The sequence below is a fragment of the Stenotrophomonas sp. 57 genome, from assembly GCF_030291075.1.
GTDB lineage: Bacteria > Pseudomonadota > Gammaproteobacteria > Xanthomonadales > Xanthomonadaceae > Stenotrophomonas.
Genome location: NZ_CP127407.1, coordinates 2767424 through 2792105, shown reverse-complemented (window position 1 = coordinate 2792105; position 24682 = coordinate 2767424). Strand labels below are relative to the sequence as shown.

The following is a 24682-nucleotide window of genomic DNA, read 5'->3' as shown; positions in this document are numbered from 1 at the left end:
CAGTGTAGCGCTTGGCGGCGTGCCTGCCGCCGAACCTGTAGAGCCGAGCCCATGCTCGGCTGCCGGGCCACGAAGCCGGGCATGGGCTTGGCTCTACAGGGGCAGGTGCTCAGCCCGCCGCTGGCGCCGGCAGCGGATCCACGTGCCCGCACTGGCTGCAGGTACGCAATTCCAGGCTGGCGTGATAGCGCGCGAACACCTTCGGCAGGTCGGTCTCGATGTTCTGCAACTGGAAGAACTCTTCATGCAGCTTGTGGTTGCAGCGTTCGCAGTGCCAGATCACGCCGTCCATTTCGTGCGGCAGGCGCTTGCGTTCGACCACCAGACCGATCCCGCCGGGCGGGCGCCGCGGCGAGTGCGGCACCTTGGCCGGCAGCAGGAAGATCTCGCCGGCGCGGATCGGAATGTCGCGCACCGCGCCGTCTTCCTGCACCTTCAGCACCATCTCGCCCTCGAGCTGGTAGAACCACTCCGGGCCTTCGTCGTAGTGGTAGTCGGTGCGCGAGTTCGGCCCGCCCACCACCATCACGATGAAGTCGCCGTTGTCGATCATCTTGTTGCCCACCGGCGGCTTCAGCAGGTGGCGATGTTCTTCGATCCAGGCGTGCAGGTTGATCGGCGAGGCGAGCATGGTCGTGGTCCGTAGGGAGGTCAGTCGCGCCGGCCCTGGCGCGGAACATAGGACAGCGCCTTTTCATAGGCCGGCTTCAGCTCTTCCGGCGCACCGACGTCGATGCCCATTTCGCTGACGCGGCCGTTCTTCAGGCTGTAGACCCAGCCGTGCACCATCAGCTTCTGGCCGCGCGCCCAGGCGTCCTCGACGATGGTCGAACGGCACAGGTTCGCGACCTGCTCGATCACGTTCAGTTCGCACAGGCGCGCGTGCTTCAGCTCGTCATCCTCGATCGCATCGAGGATGCCCTGGTGCTTCTGCACGACATCGCCGACATGGCGCAGCCAGTTGTCGGCCAGGCCGACGCGGGTGTTGTGCAGGCAGGCATGCACGCCGCCGCAGCCGTAGTGGCCGACGATCAGGATGTGCTTCACCTTCAGCTGGTCCACCGCGTACTGCACCACGCTCAGGCAGTTCAGGTCGCTGTGTGCCACCACGTTGGCGACGTTGCGATGCACGAAGACTTCGCCCGGGGCCATGCCGATGATCTGGTTGGCAGGCACGCGCGAGTCGGAGCAGCCGATCCACAGGTACTCCGGATGCTGCTGCTTGGACAGCTGCTGGAAGAAGTCAGGGTCTTCCCTGGCGATGCGATCGGCCCAGTCGCGGTTGTTCTGCAGCAGGCGGTGGATGTCTTTCATGTGCGGTATCCCTGGCGTCGGGTGGGGGCAAGGCGCGGCCGATCCGGACGCGTCTTTGCGGGAGTCTGAGGTGATCAGCCGCCGGTAGCGGCCTGTTCACGGTGCCAGCGCATCCACTGCGCGAGCTCGGTGGAAGAGGGGGTGCCCAGCTGTTCCAGTTCGGCGATCACTGCGCGCTGGTTGGCCTCGGGATGGTTCTGGCTGAGTTTCAGCTTCAGCTGCACGTGTTCGACCTGGAAGCGGAAGCCGACGATCGCGCGCAGCTCCGGGCCATGCTCGGCGCGCGTGGCGTCGAACTGCCAGGCCTGCCCGACGCTGGCTTCGAAACGGTTGCTGATTGCGCCGACCAGTCCGGCCAGCGCCTCGGCGTCGTCGAAGGTCTGCAGCTGGCCGCGCAGTTCGGCGGCCGCGTAGTTCCAGGTCGGCACCCGCGCGGCCTGTTCCTTGTCCGGGTACCAGCTGGCCGAGACATAACCGTGCGGACCGTCGACCAGAACCTTGGCCGCGCCGTTGTGGCGCGACTGCGGGTTGGCGCGGGCCCAGTGACCGCGCAGCTCGATGTGTTCGCCGTCGCGGTGGTACAGCACCGGTATCCGGGTCAGTTCGGGCAGGCCGTCGCTGCCGACAGTGAGCACGGCGACAAACGGGTCACGCGCCAGCAGGCGATCCAGCCAGAGCAGGTCGGTCTCGGCGAAGGCGCGCGGGGTGAACATGGGCGGCTCAGGCGCGCCCGCCCAGCGACTGGATCATGCGGCCACGCAGCCCCTCGTCGCTGTCGGCCTGCGGCGGCTGCACTTCGTGCAGGCTGAAGCCGCGCACCAGCGCGTCCTCCTCGTCCAGGCCGTCGTACTCGACGAACTCGGCGTCGAACAGCTGCGAACGGGCGGTGTCTTCGCTGTCGTAGCTCAGCGTGTTGCCATCGCTGTCGAGCACTTCGGCGGTGCCGGCCGGGCGCACGCGCAGACGCGCCCAGATCAGGGTGTTGCCGAGGCTGGCCAGCCACCAGCTGTCGCGCGAGGCGGTGATGTCATTCATGGATGTGTTACCAGAGCGAGGCCAGCCAGAGCAGGGCGGCCATGCCCAGTCCGGCCAGCAGAGTCAGCAGCGATACCCAGGCCGGCGTCGCCAGCCCGGACAGCGAGCGGTCCGGCTGCTGCCGATAGTCGCGGCGCAACAGCCAGCCCAGGGCGTCGGGCTTGAGGAAGGCGCCGCTGCCAAAGCGCGCGGCGAGCGCCGGATGACGGTCGCGCACGTGCACCAGGGTCAGCGGCCAGAAGATCACGAAGGCACTGAACCCGGCCACTGCGACGCCGACGAAACAGAGGGCGAAGAACAGGGTCATGGGGGCAGTACCTCCGTGGTCGTGTGCTGTGGCTTAGAAGTCCGCGCTGCCCGGGGCACGCGGGTAGGGAATCGCATCGCGGATGTTGGACAGGCCGCAGACGTAGACCACCAGGCGCTCGAAGCCGAGGCCGAAGCCAGCGTGCGGTACCGAACCATAACGGCGGAAATCGCGGTACCAGCTGTAGTGCTCGCGGTCCAGGCCGAACTGCGCCATGCGCGCGTCCAGCACGTCCAGGCGCTCTTCGCGCTGGCTGCCGCCGATGATCTCGCCGATGCCCGGGGCCAGCACATCCATCGCGGCCACGGTCTTGCCGTCGTCGTTCAGGCGCATGTAGAAGGCCTTGATGTGCTCGGGGTAGTTGGTCACCACCACCGGGCGGCCGATGTGTTCCTCAGTCAGCCAGCGCTCGTGCTCGGTCTGCAGGTCCAGGCCCCATTCGACCGGGAAGTCGAACTTCTTGCCGGACTTCTGCAGCAGGCTGACCGCATCGGTGTAGTCGATGCGCTCGAACGGCGCGTTGATGAAGTCTTCCAGCTTGGTGATCGCGTTCTTGTCCACGCGCTCGGCGATGAAGGCCAGGTCGTCGCCACGCTCGTTCAGCACCGCGCGGAACAGGTACTTCAGGAACTCTTCGGCCAGGCGTGCGTCTTCGGCCAGGTCGGCGAAGGCGATTTCCGGCTCGATCATCCAGAATTCCGCCAGGTGGCGGGTGGTGTGGCTGTTCTCGGCGCGGAAGGTCGGGCCGAAGGTATAGACCTTGCTCAGCGCCAGGCAGTAAGCCTCGACGTTCAGCTGGCCGGATACGGTCAGGAAGGTTTCCTTGCCGAAGAAGTCGCGGCTGAAATCGATCGCGCCCTTCTCGTCACGCGGCAGGTTCACCATGTCCAGGGTGGACACGCGGAACATCTGGCCGGCGCCCTCGGCGTCGGAGGTGGTGATGATCGGGGTGCTGATCCAGTTGAAGCCGTTCTCGTGGAAGAAGCGGTGCACGGCCTGGGCCAGGCAGTTGCGGATGCGGGTGACCGCGCCGAACAGGTTGGTGCGCGGGCGCAGGTGCGCCACTTCACGCAGGAACTCCGGCGACATCGGCTTGGGCTGGATCGGGTAGGTGAGCGGGTCTTCGACCCAGCCGACCACCTCCAGGGCGCTGGCCTGGATCTCGAACGACTGGCCCTTGCCCTGCGACTTCACCAGCGTGCCGGTGGCGATGACCGAGCAGCCGCTGGTCAGGCGCTTGATCTCGTCGAAGTTGGCCAGGGTGTCGTTGGCCACGACCTGGATCGGGGCGAAGCAGGAGCCGTCGCTCACATTCACGAAAGCCAGATTCGCTGAACCGCGCACCGTGCGCACCCATCCGCGTACCGTGACTTCGCCGCCTTCCGGGATCTTCCCGGCAAGCGCATGTTCAACGCTGACCACCGTCATGACTTGAATCCTCTGCTGATCGACTCGATCTGTGAACACGGGAGTTTACCGGTTGCAGTGTTCCGCTTGCGAGGCATTTTTCATGGCAACGGCTCCTTATAATGTCCCCGTACCTCTGGAGTAGCCTCATGGCTGTCAGCCTGACCCCCATTGCCTTCGAGCGCGTGCAGCGCTTCGTCGCCCAGACCCCCGGCGCGCTGGGCCTGCGTTTCGGCGTGACCAAGACCGGTTGCTCCGGCTGGGGCCACGTGACCGACCTGGCCCGCGACGAGCGCGAGGGAGATACCGTGTTCGAGCAGGACGGCGTGAAGATCTACGTCGATGCCAAGAGCCTGTCGCTGGTGGACGGCACGGTGATCGACTTCGGCAAGCACGGCCTGAGTGAGACCTTCACGTTCAGCAACCCGAACGCCACCGCCGAGTGTGGCTGCGGCGAGAGCTTCACGACCGACGCCGACAAGGCCTGAGGCCCCGGCGGGACCTGATCGTTCTGATAGCGCCCAACCCGGGCTCGGCTGGGCGCTCGCCCCGGTTCAGGGTGCCAGGTGGCCTACCGGTTGCCCGGCCACCCCATCTGCGCCATAATGCGCGGCTTCCTGCCTGCCCGGCGGGAACCCTTGCCCCACCGCGGTCTCAACGGCGGGGGGCTGTCCGGCCGCAAGGCCACATCCGAAAGGTAGAAAAAACATGAGTCGTCATTACGAAATCGTGTTCATGGTCCACCCGGACCAGAGCGAGCAGGTCCCGGCCATGATCGAGCGCTACAAGTCGCTGGTCGAGAACGGCAACGGCACCATCCACCGTCTGGAAGACTGGGGCCGCCGCCAGCTGGCGTACCCGATCCAGAACCTGGTGAAGGCCCACTACGTGCTGATGAACATCGAAGCCGACCAGGCCGTTCTGAACGAACTGACCGAGAGCTTCCGCTTCAACGACGCCGTGCTGCGCAACCTGGTCATCAAGCGTGACGAGGCTGACACCGAGCAGTCGCTGATCATGAAGAGCAAGGACGAGAAGGGTGACAAGCCTGAGCGCGGTGAGCGCCGTCGTCGTGACGACGAAGAAGGCGAGTCCAACACCACCGCTGACAACGAAGCCGGCGACGACGCCGCTTCCGCCGCCTAAGGAGCCTTCCCATGTCCAAGTTCTTCCGTCGCCGCAAGTTCTGCAAGTTCACGGCTGAAGGTGTGAAGGAGATCGACTACAAGGATCTCAACACCCTGCGCCAGTACCTGACCGAGAACGGCAAGATCGTGCCCAGCCGCGTCACCGGTACCAAGTCGAAGTACCAGCGCCAGCTGGCGACCGCCGTCAAGCGCGCTCGCTTCCTGGCCCTGATCCCGTATACCGACAACCACGACGTCTGATGCCCGGCGGGGCGGCCCGGTGCCGCCCCCGCCGTGCCAGCTATTCGGACAGCCTTTGTTGCGGGGCACCGCCTCGCTAACGAATAACTCATCTGGAGCAATACCATGCAGCTGATCCTCCTGCAGAAAGTCACCAACCTCGGCAACCTGGGCGACCTGGTCGACGTGAAGCCGGGCTACGGCCGTAACTTCCTCGTGCCGCAGGGCAAGGCCGTGCCGGCCACCGAGAGCAACAAGGCCGAGTTCGAAGCCAAGCGCGCCGAATACGAAGCCAAGGCCCAGGCCATCCACGCCGAAGCTGACGCCCGCAAGGCCAAGCTGGACGGTGCGAGCGTGACCATCCCGGCCAACGCTTCGACCGAAGGCAAGCTGTACGGCTCGGTCGGCGCCCGCGAAATCGCCGATGCCTTCACCGCTGCCGGCCTGCCGGTCAGCAAGAGCGAAGTCATCCTGGGCGAAGGCGCCTTCCGCAACATCGGCGAGTACGACGTGCTGATCCACCTGCACGCCGACGTCGAGACCACCGTCAAGGTTGTCGTCGTCGCCGAAGCCTGATCCCACGCCGCAAGGCCTGGCATCACCGCAGAACGGGCGCCCGCAAGGGCGCCCGTTTTGTTTTATGGCGCCCGCGCCAGGGTGCAGAGGCCGACCCGGCCGGCGGGCGTGGGCGGACAGTGTTCCACGCCCATACGTAGAACACGGCCACATCGGTATACTCAGGGCGTCACACCCGTTCCACGGGCATCGATCCCAACAGGATCAATGACTTGGAGGGTAAACGCAGGCCGCTTGCCGGCCCCAGTCCGGAACCCCTATGCGTCTTTCCACGATCAAGCTGTCCGGCTTCAAGTCGTTCGTCGATCCGACCACCCTGCACCTGCCGACCAACATGACCGGCGTGGTGGGGCCCAATGGCTGCGGCAAGTCGAACATCATCGACGCCGTGCGCTGGGTCATGGGCGAGAGTTCGGCCAGCCGCCTGCGCGGCGACTCGCTGACCGACGTGATCTTCTCCGGTTCCAACGCCCGCAAGCCGGTGTCGCAGGCCACCGTCGAGCTGATCTTCGACAACTCCGACCACACGATCTCGGGCGAGTACGCCTCGTTCAACGAAATCTCGGTCAAGCGCACGGTCAGCCGCGACGGCACCAGCAACTACTACCTCAACGGCACCAAGTGCCGCCGCCGCGACATCACCGATCTGTTCCTCGGCACCGGCCTGGGCCCGCGCAGCTACTCGATCATCGAGCAGGGCATGATCAGCCAGATCATCGAAGCGCGCCCGGAAGACCTGCGCGTCTACCTGGAAGAGGCGGCCGGTATCTCCAAGTACAAGGAGCGCCGCAAGGAGACCGAGACCCGCATCCGCCACACCCGCGAAAACCTGGACCGCCTGGGTGACCTGCGCGACGAGATCAGCAAGCAGCTTGAGCATCTCAAGCGCCAGGCCAAGCAGGCCGAACAGTACCAGGCGCTGCAGGAAGAGCGTCGGGTCAAGGATGCCGAGTGGAAGGCACTGGAATTCCGCGGCCTCGACGGGCGCCTGTCGAAGCTGCGCGAAGGGCTGTCGCAGGAAGAGACGAAGCTGCAGCAGCTGATCGCCGACCAGCGTGACGCCGAGGCCCGCATCGAGACCTCGCGTGTGCGTCGCGAAGAGGCCGCCGACGCGCTCAACACCGCGCAGGCGGCGGTCTACCAGGTCGGCAGCACGCTGGCCCGCCTGGAGCAGCAGATCCAGCACCAGCGCGAGTTGTCGCAGCGCCTGCACAAGGCCCGCGATGAAACCCAGCAGGCCCTGGCCGAGCTGGGGCAGCACATCAGTGGCGACGAAGCCAGGCTGAGGGTGCTGCGCGAGGCGGTGGAGGCCGCCACTCCGCAGCTGGAAGCTCTGCAGGAAGAAAACGAGATCAAGCAGGAAAGCCTGCGCGAGGCTGAAGACCGGCTGGCGAGCTGGCAGCAGCGCTGGGAACAGCACACCTCGCAGAGTTCGGAAGCCTCGCGTGCCGGCGATGTCGAGCGCACGCGCGTGGACTATCTGGACAAGCAGATCCTCGATGCCGACCGGCGTCGTGAAGCCCTGGCCGCCGAGCGCGCCGGGCTGGACGTGGACGCACTGGAAGAAGCCTTCGAGCAGCTGCACCAGCAGCACGACATGCAGAAGACCGCGCTGGATGAGCTGAGCGAAGACGTCGAGCTGCGCAAGCAGGGCGTGGCGGCCGTGCAGGAACAGCAGCGCAATGGCCAGAACGAACTGGCCGAACTGCGCAAGCAGGCCAACGGCCTTCGCGGCCGCCTGGCCTCGCTGGAAACCCTGCAGCAGGCCGCGCTGGGCCAGGAGCAGGGCGCGGCAGTCGCCTGGCTGAAGGCGCGCGGGCTGGACTCGGCGGCGCGCGTCGGCGAACGCCTCGATGTCGACGCTGGCTGGGAAAACGCGGTGGAAAGCGCGCTTGGGCAGTTGATCGAAGGCGTGCTGGTCGATGACCCGGCCAGCCTGGTCGACGCGCTTGGTGAGCTGGGCGACGGTCACCTCGCGCTGGTCGCCAATGACGATGCCGAACTGAAGGTTGCACCTACCTCGCTGGCCGCACGCGTGCGTGGCCCGGTGGCGATCCGTCGGTTGCTGGCACACCTGCATGCGGCCCGCGACCTGTCCGAGGCGAAGGCGCTGCAGGCCACCCTGCCCGAAGGCGATTCGATCATCACCCAGGGCGGCGAGCGGCTGGGCCAGGGCTGGCTGCGCGTGTCGCGCTCCGGTGCCGCCGAGCAGGGCGCGCTGCTGCGCGAACGTGAGATCCAGGAACTTCGCGAGCAGATCGAGCAGCTGCAGGACCGCGAGGCCGAGCTGGAAGAACAGCTGGCCGGTTTCCGCGAGCAGCTGCGGGCCGCCGAACAGCAGCGCGAGGATGCGCAGCGCGCGCTCTACCAGGCCCATCGTGCGGTGTCCGAACTGGCCGGCCAATTGCAGGGCCAGCAGGGCAAGGTGGAAGCGGCGCGTACCCGCATCGACCGCATCGAAGGCGAACTGAAGCAGCTGCAGGAAACGATTGAAGCCAACAACGAACAAGCGCGTGAAGCGCGCTCGCGGTTGGAGAACGCCGTCAGCAGCATGGGCGACCTGGAATCGACCCGTCAGCGGCTGGAAGGCGAGCGCCGCCAGCTGACCGAGGCCCGCGACCTGGCCCGCGACGCCGCACGCGCGGTGCGCGAGCGTTCGCACTCGCTGGCGCTGACCCTGGAATCGCAGCGGGCGCAGCTGGCCTCCTTGAGCCAGGCACTGGAGCGCATGGGCACGCAGCGTGGACAGCTGGATTCGCGCCTGGGCGAACTGCACGCGCAGCTGGATGAAGGTGATTCGCCGGTCGAATCACTGCAGGCCGAGCATCAGAACGCGCTGGAAGAGCGCGTGCGCGCCGATCGCGTGCTGACCGAGGCGCGCACGCTGCTGGACGGTATCGACGCCGAGCTGCGCAACTACGAACAGACCCGCCACCAGCGCGACGAACAGGCCTTGGCCCAGCGTGAGCGCATCTCGCAGCGCAAGCTGGACCAGCAGGCGCTGGTACTCAGCGCCGACACTCTGCAGGGGGCGGTGGAGAAGGCCGGTTTCGTGCTGGAGGATGTGCTCAACACGCTGCCAGAGGACGCGCGCCTCGGTGACTGGGAGCAGGCCGTACATCAGATCGATGGCCGCATGCGACGGCTGGAGCCGGTCAACCTGGCGGCCATCCACGAGTACGGCGAAGCCTCGCAGCGTTCGGATTACCTGGATTCGCAGCACGTGGATCTGACCACCGCGCTGGAAACCCTGGAAGATGCCATCCGCAAGATCGACCGCGAGACCCGTGGCCGCTTCAAGGACACCTTCGACCGCGTCAACGCCGGCGTGCAGGCGCTGTACCCGCGCCTGTTCGGTGGCGGCCATGCCTACCTGGAGCTGACCGGTGAAGACCTGCTCGACACCGGCGTGACCATCATGGCGCGTCCGCCGGGCAAGCGGGTCTCCAGCATCTCGCTGCTGTCCGGTGGCGAAAAGGCGATGACCGCGGTGGCGCTGGTGTTCGCCATCTTCCAGCTGAATCCCGCACCGTTCTGCCTGCTGGACGAGGTGGACGCGCCGCTGGACGAAGCCAACGTCGGCCGCCTGGCCAACATGGTCAAGGAAATGAGCGAGAAGGTGCAGTTCCTGTTCGTCAGCCACAACAAGGCGACGATGGAGGCTGCACACCAGTTGTCGGGCGTGACCATGCGCGAACCGGGTGTCAGCCGCCTCGTCAGCGTGGACCTCGAAGAAGCCGCACGATTGGCGGGCGCGGCCTGACGTGCCATCCTAATTACTTGAATGAACTAGCCGGAGAACCTATCGAATGTCCGACACGGCACTGTTGCGCATCGGCATCCTGGCCGCCGGCCTGCTGTTGATCGCCGCGATCTTCCTGTTTGGCCGTCCGAAGAAGAAGCCCCAGGGGCGACGCGTGGAAGGCACCGAGCCGACCAGTGGCGAGCGCCGCGAACCGGTGCTGGGCGAAGGCGGTGTGGCCGCGGCCGATGGCCGCGTGGAACCGGGCTTGGGCACGGAGGGCGAGCAGGCCGAGCTGGGCCTGGCCGATACCGATGCAGGCGCGGCCAGTGACCTGGGCAAGCGTGCCACCCAGGACTTCGACAAGATCGTCTCGCTGTTCGTGGCTGCCCGTGCCGGCGAACAACTGCGCGGCGAGGACATCGTAGTGGCAGCGGAGAAGACCGGCCTGGTGTTTGGCCACATGAACGTGTTCCACCGCCTGGTGGAAGGCCACCCCGAACGCGGCCCGATCTTCTCGATGGCCAGCATCATGAAGCCGGGCAGCTTCGACATGGCCAACATCCGCGCCATGGAGACCCCGGCCGTCGCGTTCTTCCTGACCTTGCCGGCGCCGCTGACCGCGCTGGACGCCTGGGAGAAGATGCTGCCGACCGTGCAGCGCATGGCCGAGCTGCTGGATGGCGTGGTGCTGGATGACAGCCGCAACGCTCTGGGTCGCCAGCGCATCGCGCACATCCGTGACGAGCTGCGGGCCTATGACCGGCAGCACCAGGCCCCGCCGCTGACCAAGACCCCGCGCTGGTAAGACCTGATGTGCCGACCAGCGGTCGGCACCCACCGCCGGCCGTTGATCGGTATCCCCGGGGAGATCCACGCCATGGGTGGATGGGGCGAGCCGAGGTTCGCCCCCGTCCCCTGCGTCAGGCCGGTACGCCGGCCACCTTCGCGAACGCAGTGCGGAACGCGGCCATCTCCTCTTCGGTGCCGACGGTCACGCGCACGCGCTGCGGCCAGATCGGCCAGCTGCGTCCGATCACCACGCCGTTGTCCGCCATCGCCTTGGCGAACGCACTGCCGTCGCGCTGCACATCCACCACGAAGCAGTTTGCTTCCGACGGAACGCAGCTGAAACCGCGCTTGCCCAACCACGCGATGGTGGCCTGGCGCGCCTTGGCATTCTGCAGGCGCCGCTGCGGGATCAGCTGCGGGTCGCGCAGGCTGGCCAGTGCCGCGGCCAGGGCCGGCACCGGCAGCGGGTTGTCGCCCAGGCGGGCCAGTTCGCGCAGGCGGTCGGGATGTGCGGCCGCTACGCCCAGGCGCAGGCCGGCCATGCCGTACAACTTGGAGAACGTGCGCAGCACGATCAGGTCATCGCGCTGCGTTACCTGCGCGACCAGGCTCGGTTGATCGCTGTACTGCAGGTAGGCCTCGTCGACCAGAACGCGGGTGGCGGCAGGCTTGTGGGCCAGCAGCCAGGCAAGCTCATCGGCAGGGCTGATCGAGCCGGTCGGATTGTTCGGGTTGCACACGTACAGCAGGCCGGTCGGCTGCGCATGCGCCGCCGCCACCATTGCGCGCACGTCATGTGCGCCGTCGTCGCGCAGCGGCACTTTCTGCACGTGGGCGCCGTGGGCCGCAGCTACCTCGCCCAGCGTCTCGAAGGTCGGGTCGGCGACTACCAGTCCCGCCTTTGGGCCGGTCCATAGCACGGCGGCACGATTCAGCGGTTCGCTGGAACCCGGATAGAGCCGCACGTGATCGGACGGAATGTGTGCCTGTTCGATGAAGGCGTCGCGCACCTGGCCGGCCAGCTCGAAACGGTAGCGGCCGCTGCCGGCGATACTGTCGCGTGCGGCCTTCTGGGCTGCAGGCGATGGGCCGTAGGGGCATTCGTTGAAGTTCAGCAGCACCGCGCCTTTGCCTGATGCAGGGGCTGCTGTCGCGGCTGCAGCGGGCTGGGCATCGGCAAGGCGGGGTACGCCGGTGCCGGCAAGGGCGAGACTGGCACCGGCCAGTTGCAGGAAATGGCGGCGGGAGGCGGGCAGGGGCACAGGCAGGATTCCGAAGGGCAGCCAGCGCACGCTAGCGCTGGTGGTGGCGCGCGGCAAGCTGCTTTCGGTAGCGTCGAGCCATGCTCGACTGCAGGCGTGCCAGCCAAGGTTGGCACCTGCCGGACCGGGAGCGAAAGCTGGCACCTGCCAGAGCGGGGGCGCACCCCTCGGGCATGGGCCGACGCTACACAGGCGCCGGCGTTACGGGGCCTGACGGCCGGGCGCGGTAGAATTCCCGGCCATCCCAGAACCACCGGATCCCGATGAGCCCCAGCCCCGCCGAACGCGCCGAAGACCTTCGCCGGCAGATCGCCCAGGCCAACCGTGCCTATCACGAGCTGGATGCGCCGGAGATCCCCGACGTCGACTACGACCGGATGGTGCGCGAGCTGGAAGCTCTGGAGCGCGAGCACCCGGAACTGGCCCGAGCGGACAGCCCGACCCATCAGGTCGGTGCGCGTCCTTCCGGCCGCTTTCCGGAGGTTCGTCACGCGGTGCCGATGCTGTCGCTGTCCAACGCCTTCAGCGACGAGGAAGTGGCCGACTTCGTGCGCCGCATCGACGAGCGCCTGGGGCGCCGCAGCCTGCAGTTCTCGGCTGAGCCGAAGATGGACGGGTTGGCGATCAGCCTGCGCTATGAGGATGGGCACTTCGTGCTGGGCGCGACCCGTGGCGATGGCAGTACCGGCGAGGACGTGACGGCCAACCTGCGCGAGATCGGTGACGTTCCCAAGCGCCTGCACGGCAAGGACTGGCCGGACGTGCTGGAGGTACGCGGCGAGGTCTACATGGCGCGTGCCGATTTCGAGGCCTACAACGAACGCGCACGTCAGCACGGTGGCAAGGTGCTGGCCAATCCTCGCAACGCCGCGGCCGGCTCGCTGCGCCAGCTCGATCCGAAGATCAGCGCGCAGCGCAGGCTGAGCTTCTTCGCCTACGGCACCGGCGAGGTGCAGGGCGGCGAGCTGCCCGACACCCATTCGGGCACGCTGGCGCAGCTCGGTGCCTGGGGTTTCCCGGTCAGCGCACTGTGCAGGGTGGTGGAAGGGACCGACGGCCTGCTGGGTTACTACAGTGATATCGGTGAGCGCCGCGACGGCCTGCCGTTCGATATCGATGGGGTGGTCTACAAGCTCGATGACCGTACCGGCCAGCAGGCAATGGGCTTCGTTTCGCGCGCACCGCGCTGGGCCATCGCGCACAAGTTCCCGGCGCAGGAACAGAGCACCACGGTGGAGGCGATCGAGATCCAGATCGGCCGTACCGGGGCCGCTACGCCGGTCGCGCGACTGGCGCCGGTGGCGGTGGCCGGCGTGATCGTCTCCAACGCCACCCTGCACAACGCCGACCAGATCGCGCGCCTGGACGTGCGCGTCGGCGACAGCGTGATCGTGCGCCGTGCGGGCGATGTCATTCCCGAGGTGGTCAGCGTCATCCTCGACCGCCGCCCGCAGGGCACCACGCCGTGGCAGATGCCGACGCGCTGCCCGGTGTGCGGCTCGGAAATCGTGCGCGAGGAAGGCGCGTCCGCATGGCGCTGCTCGGGCGAGCTGTCCTGCCCGGCGCAACGCAAGGAAGCGATCGCCCACTTTGCCTCGCGCCGCGCGATGGACATCGATGGTCTGGGCGACAAGTACATCGAAACCCTGGTCGATGCCGGCATCGTCAAGAGCGTGGCTGACCTGTACCGGCTCAGTCGTGACCAACTGCTGCACCTGAAGCTGGTGCTGGACGCTGAAGATCCCTCGGCGCTGGCCGCCGCACTGAAGCTGCACCTGCCCGCCGACGGCAGTGGTGCGGTGCTCAATGCAGTGCTCAAGCTGGACGGCAACGACCCGGGCTGGCGCGCGCAGGCGCTGGCGCAGTCCGCCAGCTTCGAATGGAACACCAGGAAGATCGCCACCAAGTGGGCCGACAACCTGATCGCAGCGATCGATGCCAGTCGTGCCGCCACGCTGGAACGCCTGCTGTTCGCGCTCGGCATCGAACACGTCGGCGAGAGCACCGCCAAGGCGCTGGCGCAGTGGTTCGGTGACCTGGAACTGATCCGCCATTTGCCGTGGCCGCTGTTCAAGCGCGTGCCGGATATCGGTGGCGAAGTGGCGCGCTCGCTCGGTCACTTCTTCGAACAGCAGGGCAATCAGCAGGCCATCGATGACCTGCTGCAGGTCGGCCAGGTACGCATCAGCGATGTACATGCGCCCAGCGCCAAGCTGCGCGAGGGGCTGGACCTGGCTCAGCTGCTGGTCGAATCGGAGATTCCCGGCATCACCCGCCTGCGCGCGGAAAAGCTGGTGGCCGCACTTCCTGGTGCTCAGGCCGTGCTCGACGCCGAGCATGGCCAGTTCGTCAATGCCGGGCTGCCCGATGACACCGCGCGCGGACTGGCCGACTGGCTGGACATGGATGGCAATGGCGTGATGCTGTTGGCCGCCGAGAAGGCGATGCAGCAGATCCTGGCCAAGGCGCCGGCGCTGGCCGAGATCGTTGCGGGCCCGCTGGACGGGCAGACCGTGGTGCTCACCGGCACCCTGGCCCAGCTCACCCGCGATGCCGCCAAGGAGCGCCTGGAGGCGCTCGGCGCGAAGGTCTCCGGCAGCGTCTCGAAGAAGACCAGCTTCGTGGTGGCCGGTACCGAGGCCGGTTCCAAGCTGGACAAGGCGCAGTCGCTGGGCGTGCCGGTGTGGGATGAGGACCGCCTGCTGGCCTATCTCGCCGAACACGAATGATGATTCCGCCGGGCGTCCCCGCGCCCGGCATGAGACACAAAGGAACACCGATGCAGACCTCTCCGCTGGATTTCCGCCTGGCCACCCGTGCCGACGAGGAACGGTTGATCGCGTTGATGCGCGACTTCTACGCCGAAGACAGGATCGACTTCGATGACGCGCGCGTGCGTCGCGGTGTGGATGCGTTGCTGGCCGACCCGCGCAATGGCGAAGTGCTGCTGTGGCTGGACGAGGCGGGCGAAGTGGTCGGTTACGCGGTGATCGCGATGGGCTTCAGCCTGGAGCAGGGCGGCCACTTCATGCTGCTGGACGAGCTGTACCTGGCCCACCGTGCGCGTGGTCGTGGCCGCGGCAAGCAGGCGCTGGCGATCTGCGAACAGCGTGCGCGCGGCCGTGGCGTCAGCCGCCTGCGTCTGGAAGTGAACCACCACAATGAGCTGGCCCGCCGCCTTTACCTGGCCAGCGGCTACATCGACGACACCCGCGATCTGCTGACCCTGCCGCTGGACCATCCGCGCCCGGAGGGCACCCTGTGAGCGAGGCCCTGCTGCGCGCGCTGCAGCAGCGTGCCGCGCTCAATGCGCTGGTGCGCCGTTTCTTCGCCGAGCGCGATGTGCTGGAGGTGGAAACGCCGATCCTGTCGGTGGCGGGCAACACCGAGCCGAACATCGACAGCTTCCATACCGATTTCACCGGCCATGTCGATGCCGGTGGCCGTCGCCGCTGGCTGCGTACCTCGCCGGAGTATCCGCTCAAGCGCCTGCTGGCGGCGGGCGTGGGCGACTGCTACGAACTGGGCCGGGTGTTCCGCAACGGCGAGGCCGGTGGCCGCCACAACCCCGAGTTCACCATGCTGGAGTGGTACCGGGTCGGCTGGGACCACCACCGGCTGGTGCAGGAAACCGCCGAGCTGGTCGGCCAGGCGCTGGCGCTGGTCGGACGCAGTGCGACGCTGCGCGTGCTGAGCTACCGCGAGCTGTTCCAGCGGCATGTGGGCGTGGATCCGTTCGAGGCCGACGAAGCCGCGCTACGTGCTGCGCTCGGTGAGGTGCACATCGATCCGGTCGGGCTGACCCGTGACGATTGGCTGGATCTGCTGATGACCCACCATATCCAGCCGCACTTCGATGACGGGGTGATGACCGTGGTGCATGACTGGCCCGCGAGCCAAGCGGCGCTTGCGCGCATCCGTCCCGGCACGCCGCCGCTGGCCGAGCGTTTCGAGCTGTACCTGGGCGCGGTGGAGCTGGCCAACGGCTATCACGAGCTGAACGATGCCGGCGAACAGCGCGTGCGTTTCCAGCGTGACCTGCAGCGCCGGCACGAGCGCGGCCAGGTGCAGCCTGCACTGGACGAGGCACTGCTGGCCGCACTGCCCTCGATGCCTGCCTGCGCCGGCGTAGCGGTGGGCGTCGACCGCCTGCTGATGGCGATGAACCGCACGCCGCGCATCGCCGATGTGCTGGCCTACGATTTCGCCCACGCCTGATCTTCGAATTTTTCTGAATATCGAAGACTGAACGGATTTCCGCGTTTCCGCGCTTGCTTCGGTCAGCAGGATGATGCTCTTATCACGGCAGATGCCGGACACTGGCACGCAGTTCATCCATTCCTGCTGGGGAAGGCTTTGGTCAAGTGGTTCGCGGTTGTCGCTGCACCGGTGTACTCCATCGCGCTCTGGGGTGCCTGGCTGCCGTCGTCGGCGTCTGCCCAGCAGGCCGGCTATGACGATGAGGTGGTGACCTGCGAGTCGCGTGACATGGGCTGGGTACACTGCGATATCGATGTCAGCAACGGCATTGATCTGGTGCGCCAGCTGTCCAGCAACAGCTGCATCCGAGGCAGCGAATGGGGGACCGACCGCAGTGGCGTGTGGGTCACCCTGGGCTGCCGGGCCGAGTTCCGTGCACGCCGCGCCGCGGGTGCGGCACCGGCGGCGAACGAAGGCAAGCGCCTGGTCCGTCGCGTGGTGCGCTGCGAGTCCAACGGCCGGCCGCAGAGCTGCCCGGTGCGCCTGGATGGCGCGCCGGTCCGGTTGCTTCGGCAGCTGTCCGCATTGCCGTGCCGCGAAGGGCAGGGCTGGGGCTACAAGCGCAACGAAGTCTGGACCAGCCGCGGGTGCCAGGGCGATTTCGAGGTGGCCGACGATGACGGCCGCTTCGTCGATGTGCCGCGCCGGCTCACCTGCGAATCGAAGTCGAAGAAGCGCCGGTTCTGTGGCGCGAGCATTTCGGTCGGTGCCGCCGTCACCGAACAGTTGTCCAGTACCCCGTGCGAGGAAGGCAGCACCTGGGGCTGGAACCGAAACGGGATCTGGGTGGACGGCGGCTGCCGCGCCGAGTTCTCGGTGAATTGAGCCCGAGCAGGCTCCAACCACGCGGGGCGTGGCTCTACAATGGGCCCATGAACACTGCCTCCGACATCGACTACGCCCGTTACGACCACATCCGCCCGATCCTGTGGACCGGCGATGCCCTGCAACTGCTGGACCAGCGCAAGCTGCCGTTCGTGGTCGAGCATGTGGTCTGCCATGACAGCGACGAGGTCGCCGCGGCCATCCATGCGCTGACCGTGCGTGGTGCGCCGGCCATCGGCATCGCCGCCGCCTGGGGCGTGGTGCTGGCGGCGCGCGAAGTGCAGGCCGCCGACGGTGCACATGCCCTGCAGCAGCTGGAACCGGCGCTGCAGCGCCTGAATGCCTCGCGTCCGACCGCCGTCAACCTGGCCTGGGCGCTGGCGCGCATGCGCCGTTGCCTGAATGCTGCCGGAGCCGACTGGAAGGCCGCGCTGGAAGCGGAGGCGCAGGCCATCGCGGAGGAAGACCTGGCGGCCAACCGCCACATGGGCGCGCTGGGCGCCGGCCTGATCGAGGCCGGTAGCGGCGTGCTGACCCACTGCAACACCGGCTCGCTGGCCACCGCTGGTTTCGGTACCGCGCTGGGCGTGATCCGTGCAGGCATGGCCCAGCACCGCATCGCCCGCGTGTTCGCCGGCGAGACCCGGCCGTGGCTGCAGGGCGCGCGCCTGACGGTGTGGGAACTGCAGCAGGATGGCATCGACGCCACGCTGATCGCCGATTCGGCTGCCTCGCACCTGATGAAGACCGGCGCCGTGCAGTGGGTGATCGTGGGCGCCGACCGCATCTGCGCCAACGGGGATACCGCCAACAAGATCGGCACCTACCAGCTGGCCATTGCCGCGCGCCACCACGGCGTGAAGTTCATGGTCGTGGCGCCGTCCTCGACGGTGGACATGGAGACCGTGGATGGCAGCCAGATCGAGATCGAGCAGCGCGATCCGGGCGAACTGTACGGCGTGGGCGGTACCCGCACCGTGGCCGAGGGCATCGCCGCCTGGAACCCGGTGTTCGACGTCACCCCGGGCGAGCTGATCGACGCCATCGTGACCGAACGTGGGGTGATCCTGAACCCGACCCCGGAGAACATGCGGGCCGCCTTCGGCGCCTGAGGCGGGACAGGGTCGAGGATGTCTGTAGAGCCGAGCCCATGCTCGGCTCCGCAGGCCAATCCGCCGCAGCCGGGCACGGGCTCGGCTCTACAGGGGCGGCTGAACCCCCTAAGTTCCTGATTTGTGCAGGTAAAATCCCCGTAAAGGGAGGCGGAAAACGGCCTGTTGTGGTAGTATCCACAGGTTGAATCGAGGTTCCGGCACGACCCCCTCCCGCAGAGGGCTGCGCCGGACTGGACCGCTACCAGACAACGGAACCCGAATGGCAGAAACCGCCAAGGAAATCATCCAGGTCAACCTGGAAGACGAGATGCGCAAGAGCTACCTCGATTACGCCATGAGCGTGATCGTGGGCCGCGCGCTCCCGGATGCGCGCGACGGCCTCAAGCCGGTGCATCGCCGCGTGCTGTTCGCGATGAATGAACTGAACGCGCACAGCAACAAGCCCTACTTCAAGTCGGCACGTATCGTCGGTGACGTCATCGGTAAGTACCACCCGCATGGCGATCAGTCGGTATACGACACGCTGGTGCGCCTGGCACAGCCGTTCTCGCTGCGCTACATGCTGGTCGATGGCCAGGGTAACTTCGGCTCCATCGATGGCGACTCCGCCGCAGCGATGCGCTATACCGAAGCGCGCATGTCGCGCCTCGCGCATGAGCTGATGGCCGACATCGACAAGGAAACCGTCGATTTCCAGCCCAACTACGACGAAAAGGAACTGGAGCCGACGGTCATGCCGACCCGGTTCCCGAACCTGCTGGTCAATGGTTCGGCCGGTATCGCGGTGGGCATGGCGACCAATATCCCGCCGCACAATCTGAGCGAATCGATCAACGCCTGCATCGCGCTGATCGACAACCCGGAAATCGACGTCGACGGCCTGATGGAATACATCCCGGGCCCGGATTTCCCGACCGCCGGCATCATCAATGGCACCGCCGGCATCGTCGCCGGCTACCGCACCGGCCGTGGCCGCGTGCGCATCCGTGCCAAGGCCGATATCGAAGTGGCCGACAACGGCCGCGAATCGATCATCGTCACTGAAATTCCTTACCAGGTGAACAAGGCGCGTCTGATCGAGAAGATCGCCGAACTGGTCAAGGAAAAGAAGATCGAAGGCATCAGCGAGCTGCGCGATGAGTCCGACAAGGACGGCATGCGCATCTACATCGAGATCAAGCGCGGTGAATCTGCCGAGGTTGTGCTGAACAACCTGTACCAGCAGACGCAGATGGAATCGGTGTTCGGCATCAACATGGTGGCGCTGGTCGACGGCCGCCCGCAGTTGATGAACCTCAAGCAGATGCTCGAGGCGTTCGTCCGCCACCGTCGCGAAGTGGTCACCCGCCGCACCGTGTTCGAGCTGCGCAAGGCGCGCGCCCGTGCCCACGTGCTGGAAGGCCTGACCGTCGCGCTGGCCAACATCGACGAGATGATCGAACTGATCAAGACCTCGCCGAACCCCAACGAAGCCCGCGAGCGCATGCTCGCACGCGTGTGGGAGCCGGGCCTGGTCGGCGCGATGCTGGGTGCCGCCGGTGCCGAAGCCTCGCGTCCGGAAGACCTGCCCAAAGGCGTGGGCCTGATCGAGGGCGGCTACCAGCTGACCGAGATCCAGGCCACCCAGATCCTGGAAATGCGCCTGCACCGCCTGACGGGGCTGGAGCAGGACCGCCTGACCGACGAGTACAAGCAGCTGCTGGAAGTGATCGCCGGGCTGATCCACATCCTGGAAGACCCCGACCGCCTGCTGCAGGTGATCCGCGAAGAGCTGGTCAGCGTCAAGGCCGAGTTCGGTGACGAGCGTCGTACCGAGATCCGCCACAGCGAAGAAGACCTGGACATCCTCGACCTGATCGCGCCGGAAGATGTGGTGGTCACCGTGTCGCACGCCGGTTACGTGAAGCGCCAGCCGGTGAGCGTGTACCGCGCGCAGCGCCGTGGCGGCCGTGGCCGTAGTGCGGCGGCGACCAAGGAAGAGGATTTCATCGAACAGCTGTGGCTGGTCAACACGCATGACACGCTGCTGACCTTCACCAGTTCGGGCAAGGTGTTCTGGCTGCCGGTCTACCAGCTGCCGGAAGCGGGTTCCAACGCCCGTGGCCGTCCGATCATCAACTGGATTCCGCTGGAACCGGGCGAACGCGTGCAGGCCGTGCTGCCGGTGCGCGAGTACGCCGATGGCCAGTTCGTGTTCTTCGCTACGAAGAACGGTACGGTCAAGAAGACCCCGCTGGGCGAGTTCGCCTTCCGTCTGGCCCGCGGCAAGATCGCGATCAACCTCGACGAGGGCGATGCGCTGGTTGGCGTTGGCCTGACCGACGGTGAGCGCGACATCCTGCTGTTCGCCTCCAACGGCAAGACCGTGCGCTTCGGCGAGGACAAGGTCCGCTCGATGGGCCGTACCGCGACCGGCGTGCGTGGCATCAAGATGCCGCCCGGCGAGGAAGTGGTCAGCCTGATCGTGGCCGAAAGTGCCGGTGGCATCGAGGACGAGAACGAGGACGACAACGGTGTCGAGGAAGCCGCCGCCAATGGCGATGCGGTGATCGACGGCGCCGACGACGCGAGCGTGCAGTACATCCTGACCGCCACCGAGAACGGCTACGGCAAGCGCACCCCGCTGCCGGATTACCCGCGCAAGGGTCGTGGCACCCAGGGCGTGATCGGCATCCAGACCACCGAGCGCAACGGCAAGCTGGTCGCCGCGGTGCTGATGGGTTCGGATGACGAAGTGCTGCTGATCTCCGATGGCGGCACCCTGGTGCGTACACGTGGCTCGGAAATCAGCCGCGTCGGCCGCAACACCCAGGGCGTCACCCTGATTCGCCTGTCCAAGGACGAGAAGCTGCAAGCGGTGGAACGCATGGATGCCTCCATCGAAGAGGACGAGGACGAGGTGGCGACTGCTGCCCCGGCCGCGGCCGAAGGCGCACCGGCTGCGGCCAGCAGCGAGGACGCCGCGCAGGAGTGATCCCGCCGCGATGAGACGTACCCGACGACGCCGGCCCTGTGCCGGCGTCGTCATTTCTGCGGATCTTCCGGTCGTGGTGGATTCTCCGATCGCTGCGGACTATCTGATCGCTGCGGACCATCCGATTGCTGCGGACCATCCGATTGCTGCGGACCATCCGATTGCTGTGGACCATCCGATCGCTGCGGTAGAGTCGACTGTTAGTCGACTGCTCTGCGCACGGCGATGAAAAGCCCGCGCTGCGCGCGATAATCGACTAACAGTCGACTCTACCCAGCCGACGATCACCCAGCCGACGCTCACCCCGTCAGGTCCACCCAGAAAATACGCGCGCGCTTCACATGTGCGGTGGGATAAGGGCGCATGCTGCCCCGGAGATCGACGATGTCCGCCACGCCGCAGTCCGATCCTGCTCCTGTCCGCACCCCGCGCCATCCACTGGTGACTGTGTTGTCGCTGTTGCTGGTCGTGCTCGGCCTGGTCATCGGCGGTCTCGGCGCATGGCTGCTCAGCCTTGGGGGTTCGGCGTACTACGCCATCGCAGGATTCGGCCTGCTGGCCAGCGGCATCCTGCTGTTCGGCAACCGTCGCAGCGGCGCGCTGCTGTACGCGCTGGTGTTCGTCGGCACACTCCTGTGGACCTGGTGGGAATCGGGCAGCGACTACTGGCGCTGGGTGCCGCGCCTGGGCCTGGTTACGGCCCTGGGCATCGTGCTGGCGCTGCTGGCACCGACCCTGCGTGAACCGGTGTCCAGACGCCTCTCGCGCAGCGTGGCTGGCCTGCTGATGCTGGTGTTCGTCGGCGCGTTCGGCCTCGCCTTTGCGCCACATGGCCAAGTGGACGGGCACCAGCCATTCCCGGAAGGGGCGGTCAGTGCCGGCCTGGACCCGACACGTGATACCACCGGACTGCAGCCTGCCGACCAGCCCGCGGACGCGGATTGGCCCGCCTGGGGCCGCAGCAATGCGGCCACCCGCTATTCCCCCCTGCAGCAGATCACGCCGGCCAATGTAGCGACCCTGCAGCTGGCCTGGCAGTTCCGTACCGGCGACCTGCCGAATAAGCGCTGGGGCGCGGAAACCACGCCGCTGAAGATCGGCGACCGCCTCTACCTGTGCACCGCGCGCAACCGCTTGATCGCACTCGACGCCAGCAGCGGCAAGGAGCTGTGGCGGTTCGATCCGAAGGTCAAGGACGCTTCGATTCCCTATACAGCTGCCTGCCGTGGCGTGAGCTACTACGAACAACCCAGCGCGCCGACCATCGCCGATGCGGTGCTGGCCGATGTCGCCGCCGATCTGGCGCTGCCCGAGCCGCCGCCCACGGTCACCCGCAGCGCCGCGCCGGGCAGCCGGCCTGCGTGCTGGGCGCGCATCATCGAAGGCACGCTGGACGGCCGCATCATCGCGGTCGACGCGGACAGCGGACGCCCCTGCGCCAACTTCGGCAACAACGGCCAGGTCGACATCACCCTGGGCATGGGCGAAGTGCCGCCGGGGTATGTGTCGATCACCTCGCCGCCGGCGATCGTGCGCGGCGTGATCGTCACCGGCCACCAGGTGCTGGACGGCCAGCGCCGCGATGCACCGTCGGGGGTGATCCAGGCTTACGACGTGACCACCGGCAAGCTGCGCTGGGCCTGGGACATGGACCAGCCCGAGCGTACCGGGCTGCCGCCACGCGAGCAGACCTACACCCGTGGCACGCCGAACATGTGGACCACGGCGACCGGCGATGAGGCACTGGGCCTGGTGTACCTGCCGCTGGGCAATTCCGCCGGCGACTACTGGAGCGGCTCGCGCACGGAAAACCAGAACCGCTATTCGACCTCGCTGGTGGCGATCGACGTGGCCACTGGCAAACCGGCCTGGCACTTCCAGGCGGTGCGCAAGGACGTGTGGGACTACGATCTGGGGTCGCAGGCCAGCCTGATCGACTACCCGACCGCGGCCGGCAAAGTGCCGGCGATCCTGCTGCCGACCAAGCAGGGCGACATCTACATCCTCGACCGTCGCAACGGCCAGTTGCTGAGTGCTGCCGAGGAGCGCAAGGTGCCCATCGGTGGTGTTGAACCCGAGCAGCGCTCGCCCACGCAACTGTTCTCGCTGTACCACACGCTGCGCCGCGAGCATGACCTGACCGAGCGCGACATGTGGGGGCTCACCCCGATCGACCAGCTGGTCTGCCGCATCCAGTTCCGCAAGGCCTACTACGAAGGCTTCTACACGCCGCCCAGCAGTGACCGCCACTCCATCGAGTACCCGGGTTACAACGGCGGCTCGGACTGGGGGAGCGTGTCCATCGATACGCGCCGTGGCGTGATCGTGGCCAACTACAACGACATGCCCAACTACAACCGGCTTGTGCCGCGTGCCGAGGCCGATCGCCTGGCGTGGCTGCCGCGCGAAAAGATCCGGTTCGACAAGGGCGGTGCCGAAGGCGCGGGTGATCCACAGGTGGGAACGCCCTACGCCATCCAGGTCAATGCCGGTTGGCGCCTGCCGTTCACCGGTCTGCTGTGCAAGCAGCCGCCCTATGGCGGCATCCGTGCCATCGACCTGCGCACCGGCAAGCTGTTGTGGGATCGTCCGTTCGGCAGTGCACGCGGCAATGGACCGTTCGGCATCCGCTCCGGCCTGCCGATCGAGATCGGTACGCCGAACAACGGCGGTTCGGTGATCACCGCCAGTGGCCTGATCTTCATTGCCGCCGCCACCGATGACCTGCTGCGTGCCATTGATCTGAAGACCGGCAAGGAGCTGTGGCATGCCAAGCTGCCAGCGGGCGGGCAGGCCAACCCGATGGTGTACGAGCAGGCCGGCCGCCAGTACGTGGTGATCATGGCCGGCGGCCACCACTTCATGGAGACCCCGAAGGGCGATTACGTGATGGCATTTGCCCTGCCCAGGTAGTGCCGACAGGGTATAACCGATTGGGTAGAGTCGACCGGGTAGAGTCGACTGTTAGTCGACTGCTCTTTTCTCCCGCGCTGGAAAGCCCCAGCTTCGCGCGACAGTCGACGCTACCCGGACGACTCCACATCCCCGGACACTGTATCGAGATGATCCCTGATCCTGGCGTTGGCAATGAACCGATGTCGGGAATCCATCCTGGCCGGCATTCTTGAACGCATGCCCAGCCCTCAACTGCTTACCGGCCGCCGATCCATCGTCGGCAACGTCTACACCATCACCATGGTGTGCAGGAACCGCCATCGCGTCTTCGATTGCCCTGCCAATGCCGACCTTGCCATGCAGCTCCTTGGATCGATGGATCGGGAAGGCCTGACTGCGTCGCTTGCCTGGGTGATCATGCCGGATCACATCCACTGGCTGGCTCAACTACGTGGCCATTCGCTGGGCTACTGCGTGCAGCGCTTCAAGGCGCGCAGCAGTTTTCTGATCAACCGGCGGCGAGGGAAGCAGGGTGCAATCTGGCAGGCGGGTTATCACGACCATGCGATCCGCAGTGACGCGTCGCTCCAGCGGCACGCCGGCTACATTCTGGCAAATCCCGTTCGAGCGGGTCTTGCCGAGCAGGTGGGTGACCATCCCTACGGATGGTGCCGCTGGCCGCTGAGCGAGCTGGAGTCGCCCTCCGAGGGTGAATGCTGATACAGCCAACTCGGTAGATCCGACCGGATAGGGTCGACCGGTTCTCTCGATCACGCTGGGAGGCCTGCGCTACGCGCGATAGTCGACTAAC

At 66.7% G+C, this 24682-nt stretch carries 21 protein-coding genes; 14 read left to right on the top strand and 7 right to left on the bottom strand.

Annotation, left to right across the window (positions count from 1 at the left end; all coding sequences use genetic code 11):
- Positions 1-109: 109 nt before the first annotated feature.
- From QP512_RS12965 to asnS, 6 genes are all read right to left on the bottom strand, one after another.
- Entirely contained in the window at positions 110-631 is a 522-nt protein-coding gene (locus QP512_RS12965) for a 3-hydroxyanthranilate 3,4-dioxygenase (RefSeq protein WP_286068993.1), read from the bottom strand.
- Positions 632-651: 20 nt separating this feature from the next.
- The gene (gene can, locus QP512_RS12960; RefSeq protein ID WP_286068991.1) at positions 652-1314 is read right to left on the bottom strand and encodes a carbonate dehydratase; all 663 of its coding nucleotides are present in this window, start codon (positions 1312-1314) and stop codon (positions 652-654) included.
- 74 nt (positions 1315-1388) lie between these two features.
- Positions 1389-2027: an FMN-binding negative transcriptional regulator gene (locus tag QP512_RS12955; protein WP_286068989.1), complete on the bottom strand. Its 639-nt coding sequence runs from the start codon at positions 2025-2027 to the stop codon at positions 1389-1391.
- A 7-nt stretch (positions 2028-2034) separates the two neighbouring features.
- Positions 2035-2349, bottom strand: a complete 315-nt coding sequence (locus QP512_RS12950) for a hypothetical protein (protein WP_006453002.1) — start codon at positions 2347-2349, stop codon at positions 2035-2037.
- 7 nt (positions 2350-2356) lie between these two features.
- On the bottom strand, positions 2357-2656 hold the full coding sequence (locus QP512_RS12945) for a hypothetical protein (RefSeq protein WP_099490769.1): 300 nt from the start codon (positions 2654-2656) through the stop codon (positions 2357-2359).
- A 33-nt stretch (positions 2657-2689) separates the two neighbouring features.
- Positions 2690-4084, bottom strand: coding sequence for an asparagine--tRNA ligase (asnS, locus tag QP512_RS12940; protein ID WP_286068984.1), 1395 nt, complete (start codon positions 4082-4084; stop codon positions 2690-2692).
- Between the two features lie 128 nt (positions 4085-4212).
- On the opposite strand from asnS, the gene QP512_RS12935 reads away from it, so the two are divergent.
- From QP512_RS12935 to zipA, 6 genes are all read left to right on the top strand, one after another.
- Positions 4213-4551, top strand: coding sequence for an iron-sulfur cluster assembly accessory protein (locus tag QP512_RS12935; protein ID WP_286068983.1), 339 nt, complete (start codon positions 4213-4215; stop codon positions 4549-4551).
- A gap of 220 nt (positions 4552-4771) precedes the next feature.
- Positions 4772-5209, top strand: coding sequence for a 30S ribosomal protein S6 (rpsF, locus tag QP512_RS12930; RefSeq protein WP_005417400.1), 438 nt, complete (start codon positions 4772-4774; stop codon positions 5207-5209).
- A gap of 11 nt (positions 5210-5220) precedes the next feature.
- On the top strand, positions 5221-5451 hold the full coding sequence (gene rpsR, locus QP512_RS12925; protein WP_002804494.1) for a 30S ribosomal protein S18: 231 nt from the start codon (positions 5221-5223) through the stop codon (positions 5449-5451).
- Positions 5452-5556: 105 nt separating this feature from the next.
- Positions 5557-6006, top strand: a complete 450-nt coding sequence (gene rplI / locus QP512_RS12920) for a 50S ribosomal protein L9 (RefSeq protein ID WP_043398478.1) — start codon at positions 5557-5559, stop codon at positions 6004-6006.
- Between the two features lie 259 nt (positions 6007-6265).
- Positions 6266-9769, top strand: coding sequence for a chromosome segregation protein SMC (smc, locus tag QP512_RS12915; RefSeq protein WP_286068982.1), 3504 nt, complete (start codon positions 6266-6268; stop codon positions 9767-9769).
- Positions 9770-9815: 46 nt separating this feature from the next.
- Positions 9816-10556: a cell division protein ZipA gene (gene zipA / locus QP512_RS12910; protein WP_286068981.1), complete on the top strand. Its 741-nt coding sequence runs from the start codon at positions 9816-9818 to the stop codon at positions 10554-10556.
- A gap of 115 nt (positions 10557-10671) precedes the next feature.
- On the opposite strand, the gene QP512_RS12905 is transcribed toward zipA, so the two are convergent.
- Positions 10672-11802: a pyridoxal phosphate-dependent aminotransferase gene (locus QP512_RS12905; protein ID WP_286068980.1), complete on the bottom strand. Its 1131-nt coding sequence runs from the start codon at positions 11800-11802 to the stop codon at positions 10672-10674.
- Between the two features lie 257 nt (positions 11803-12059).
- Here QP512_RS12905 and ligA point away from each other — a divergent pair, with 257 nt between their 5' ends.
- From ligA to QP512_RS12865, 8 genes are all read left to right on the top strand, one after another.
- Positions 12060-14531 carry an NAD-dependent DNA ligase LigA gene (gene ligA / locus QP512_RS12900; protein WP_286072046.1) on the top strand — a complete coding sequence of 824 codons (2472 nt, stop codon included), beginning with the start codon at positions 12060-12062 and terminating at the stop codon, positions 14529-14531.
- A 50-nt stretch (positions 14532-14581) separates the two neighbouring features.
- Positions 14582-15067 (top strand): GNAT family N-acetyltransferase, encoded by a 486-nt coding sequence (locus QP512_RS12895; protein WP_286068979.1) that lies wholly within the window; start codon positions 14582-14584, stop codon positions 15065-15067.
- Positions 15064-16020 (top strand): EF-P lysine aminoacylase EpmA, encoded by a 957-nt coding sequence (gene epmA, locus QP512_RS12890; protein WP_286068978.1) that lies wholly within the window; start codon positions 15064-15066, stop codon positions 16018-16020. Before QP512_RS12895 ends, epmA begins: the two co-directional genes overlap by 4 nt.
- 138 nt (positions 16021-16158) lie before the next feature.
- Complete coding sequence (locus QP512_RS12885; protein ID WP_286068977.1) at positions 16159-16887, top strand: DUF3011 domain-containing protein; 729 nt, start codon at positions 16159-16161, stop codon at positions 16885-16887.
- 47 nt (positions 16888-16934) lie between these two features.
- Positions 16935-17999, top strand: coding sequence for an S-methyl-5-thioribose-1-phosphate isomerase (mtnA, locus tag QP512_RS12880; protein WP_286068976.1), 1065 nt, complete (start codon positions 16935-16937; stop codon positions 17997-17999).
- 262 nt (positions 18000-18261) lie between these two features.
- On the top strand, positions 18262-20976 hold the full coding sequence (gyrA, locus tag QP512_RS12875; RefSeq protein WP_286068974.1) for a DNA gyrase subunit A: 2715 nt from the start codon (positions 18262-18264) through the stop codon (positions 20974-20976).
- 384 nt (positions 20977-21360) lie between these two features.
- Complete coding sequence (locus QP512_RS12870; RefSeq protein ID WP_286068973.1) at positions 21361-23889, top strand: membrane-bound PQQ-dependent dehydrogenase, glucose/quinate/shikimate family; 2529 nt, start codon at positions 21361-21363, stop codon at positions 23887-23889.
- Positions 23890-24063: 174 nt separating this feature from the next.
- The gene (locus tag QP512_RS12865) at positions 24064-24591 is read left to right on the top strand and encodes a transposase (protein WP_343229533.1); all 528 of its coding nucleotides are present in this window, start codon (positions 24064-24066) and stop codon (positions 24589-24591) included.
- Positions 24592-24682: the final 91 nt, after the last annotated feature.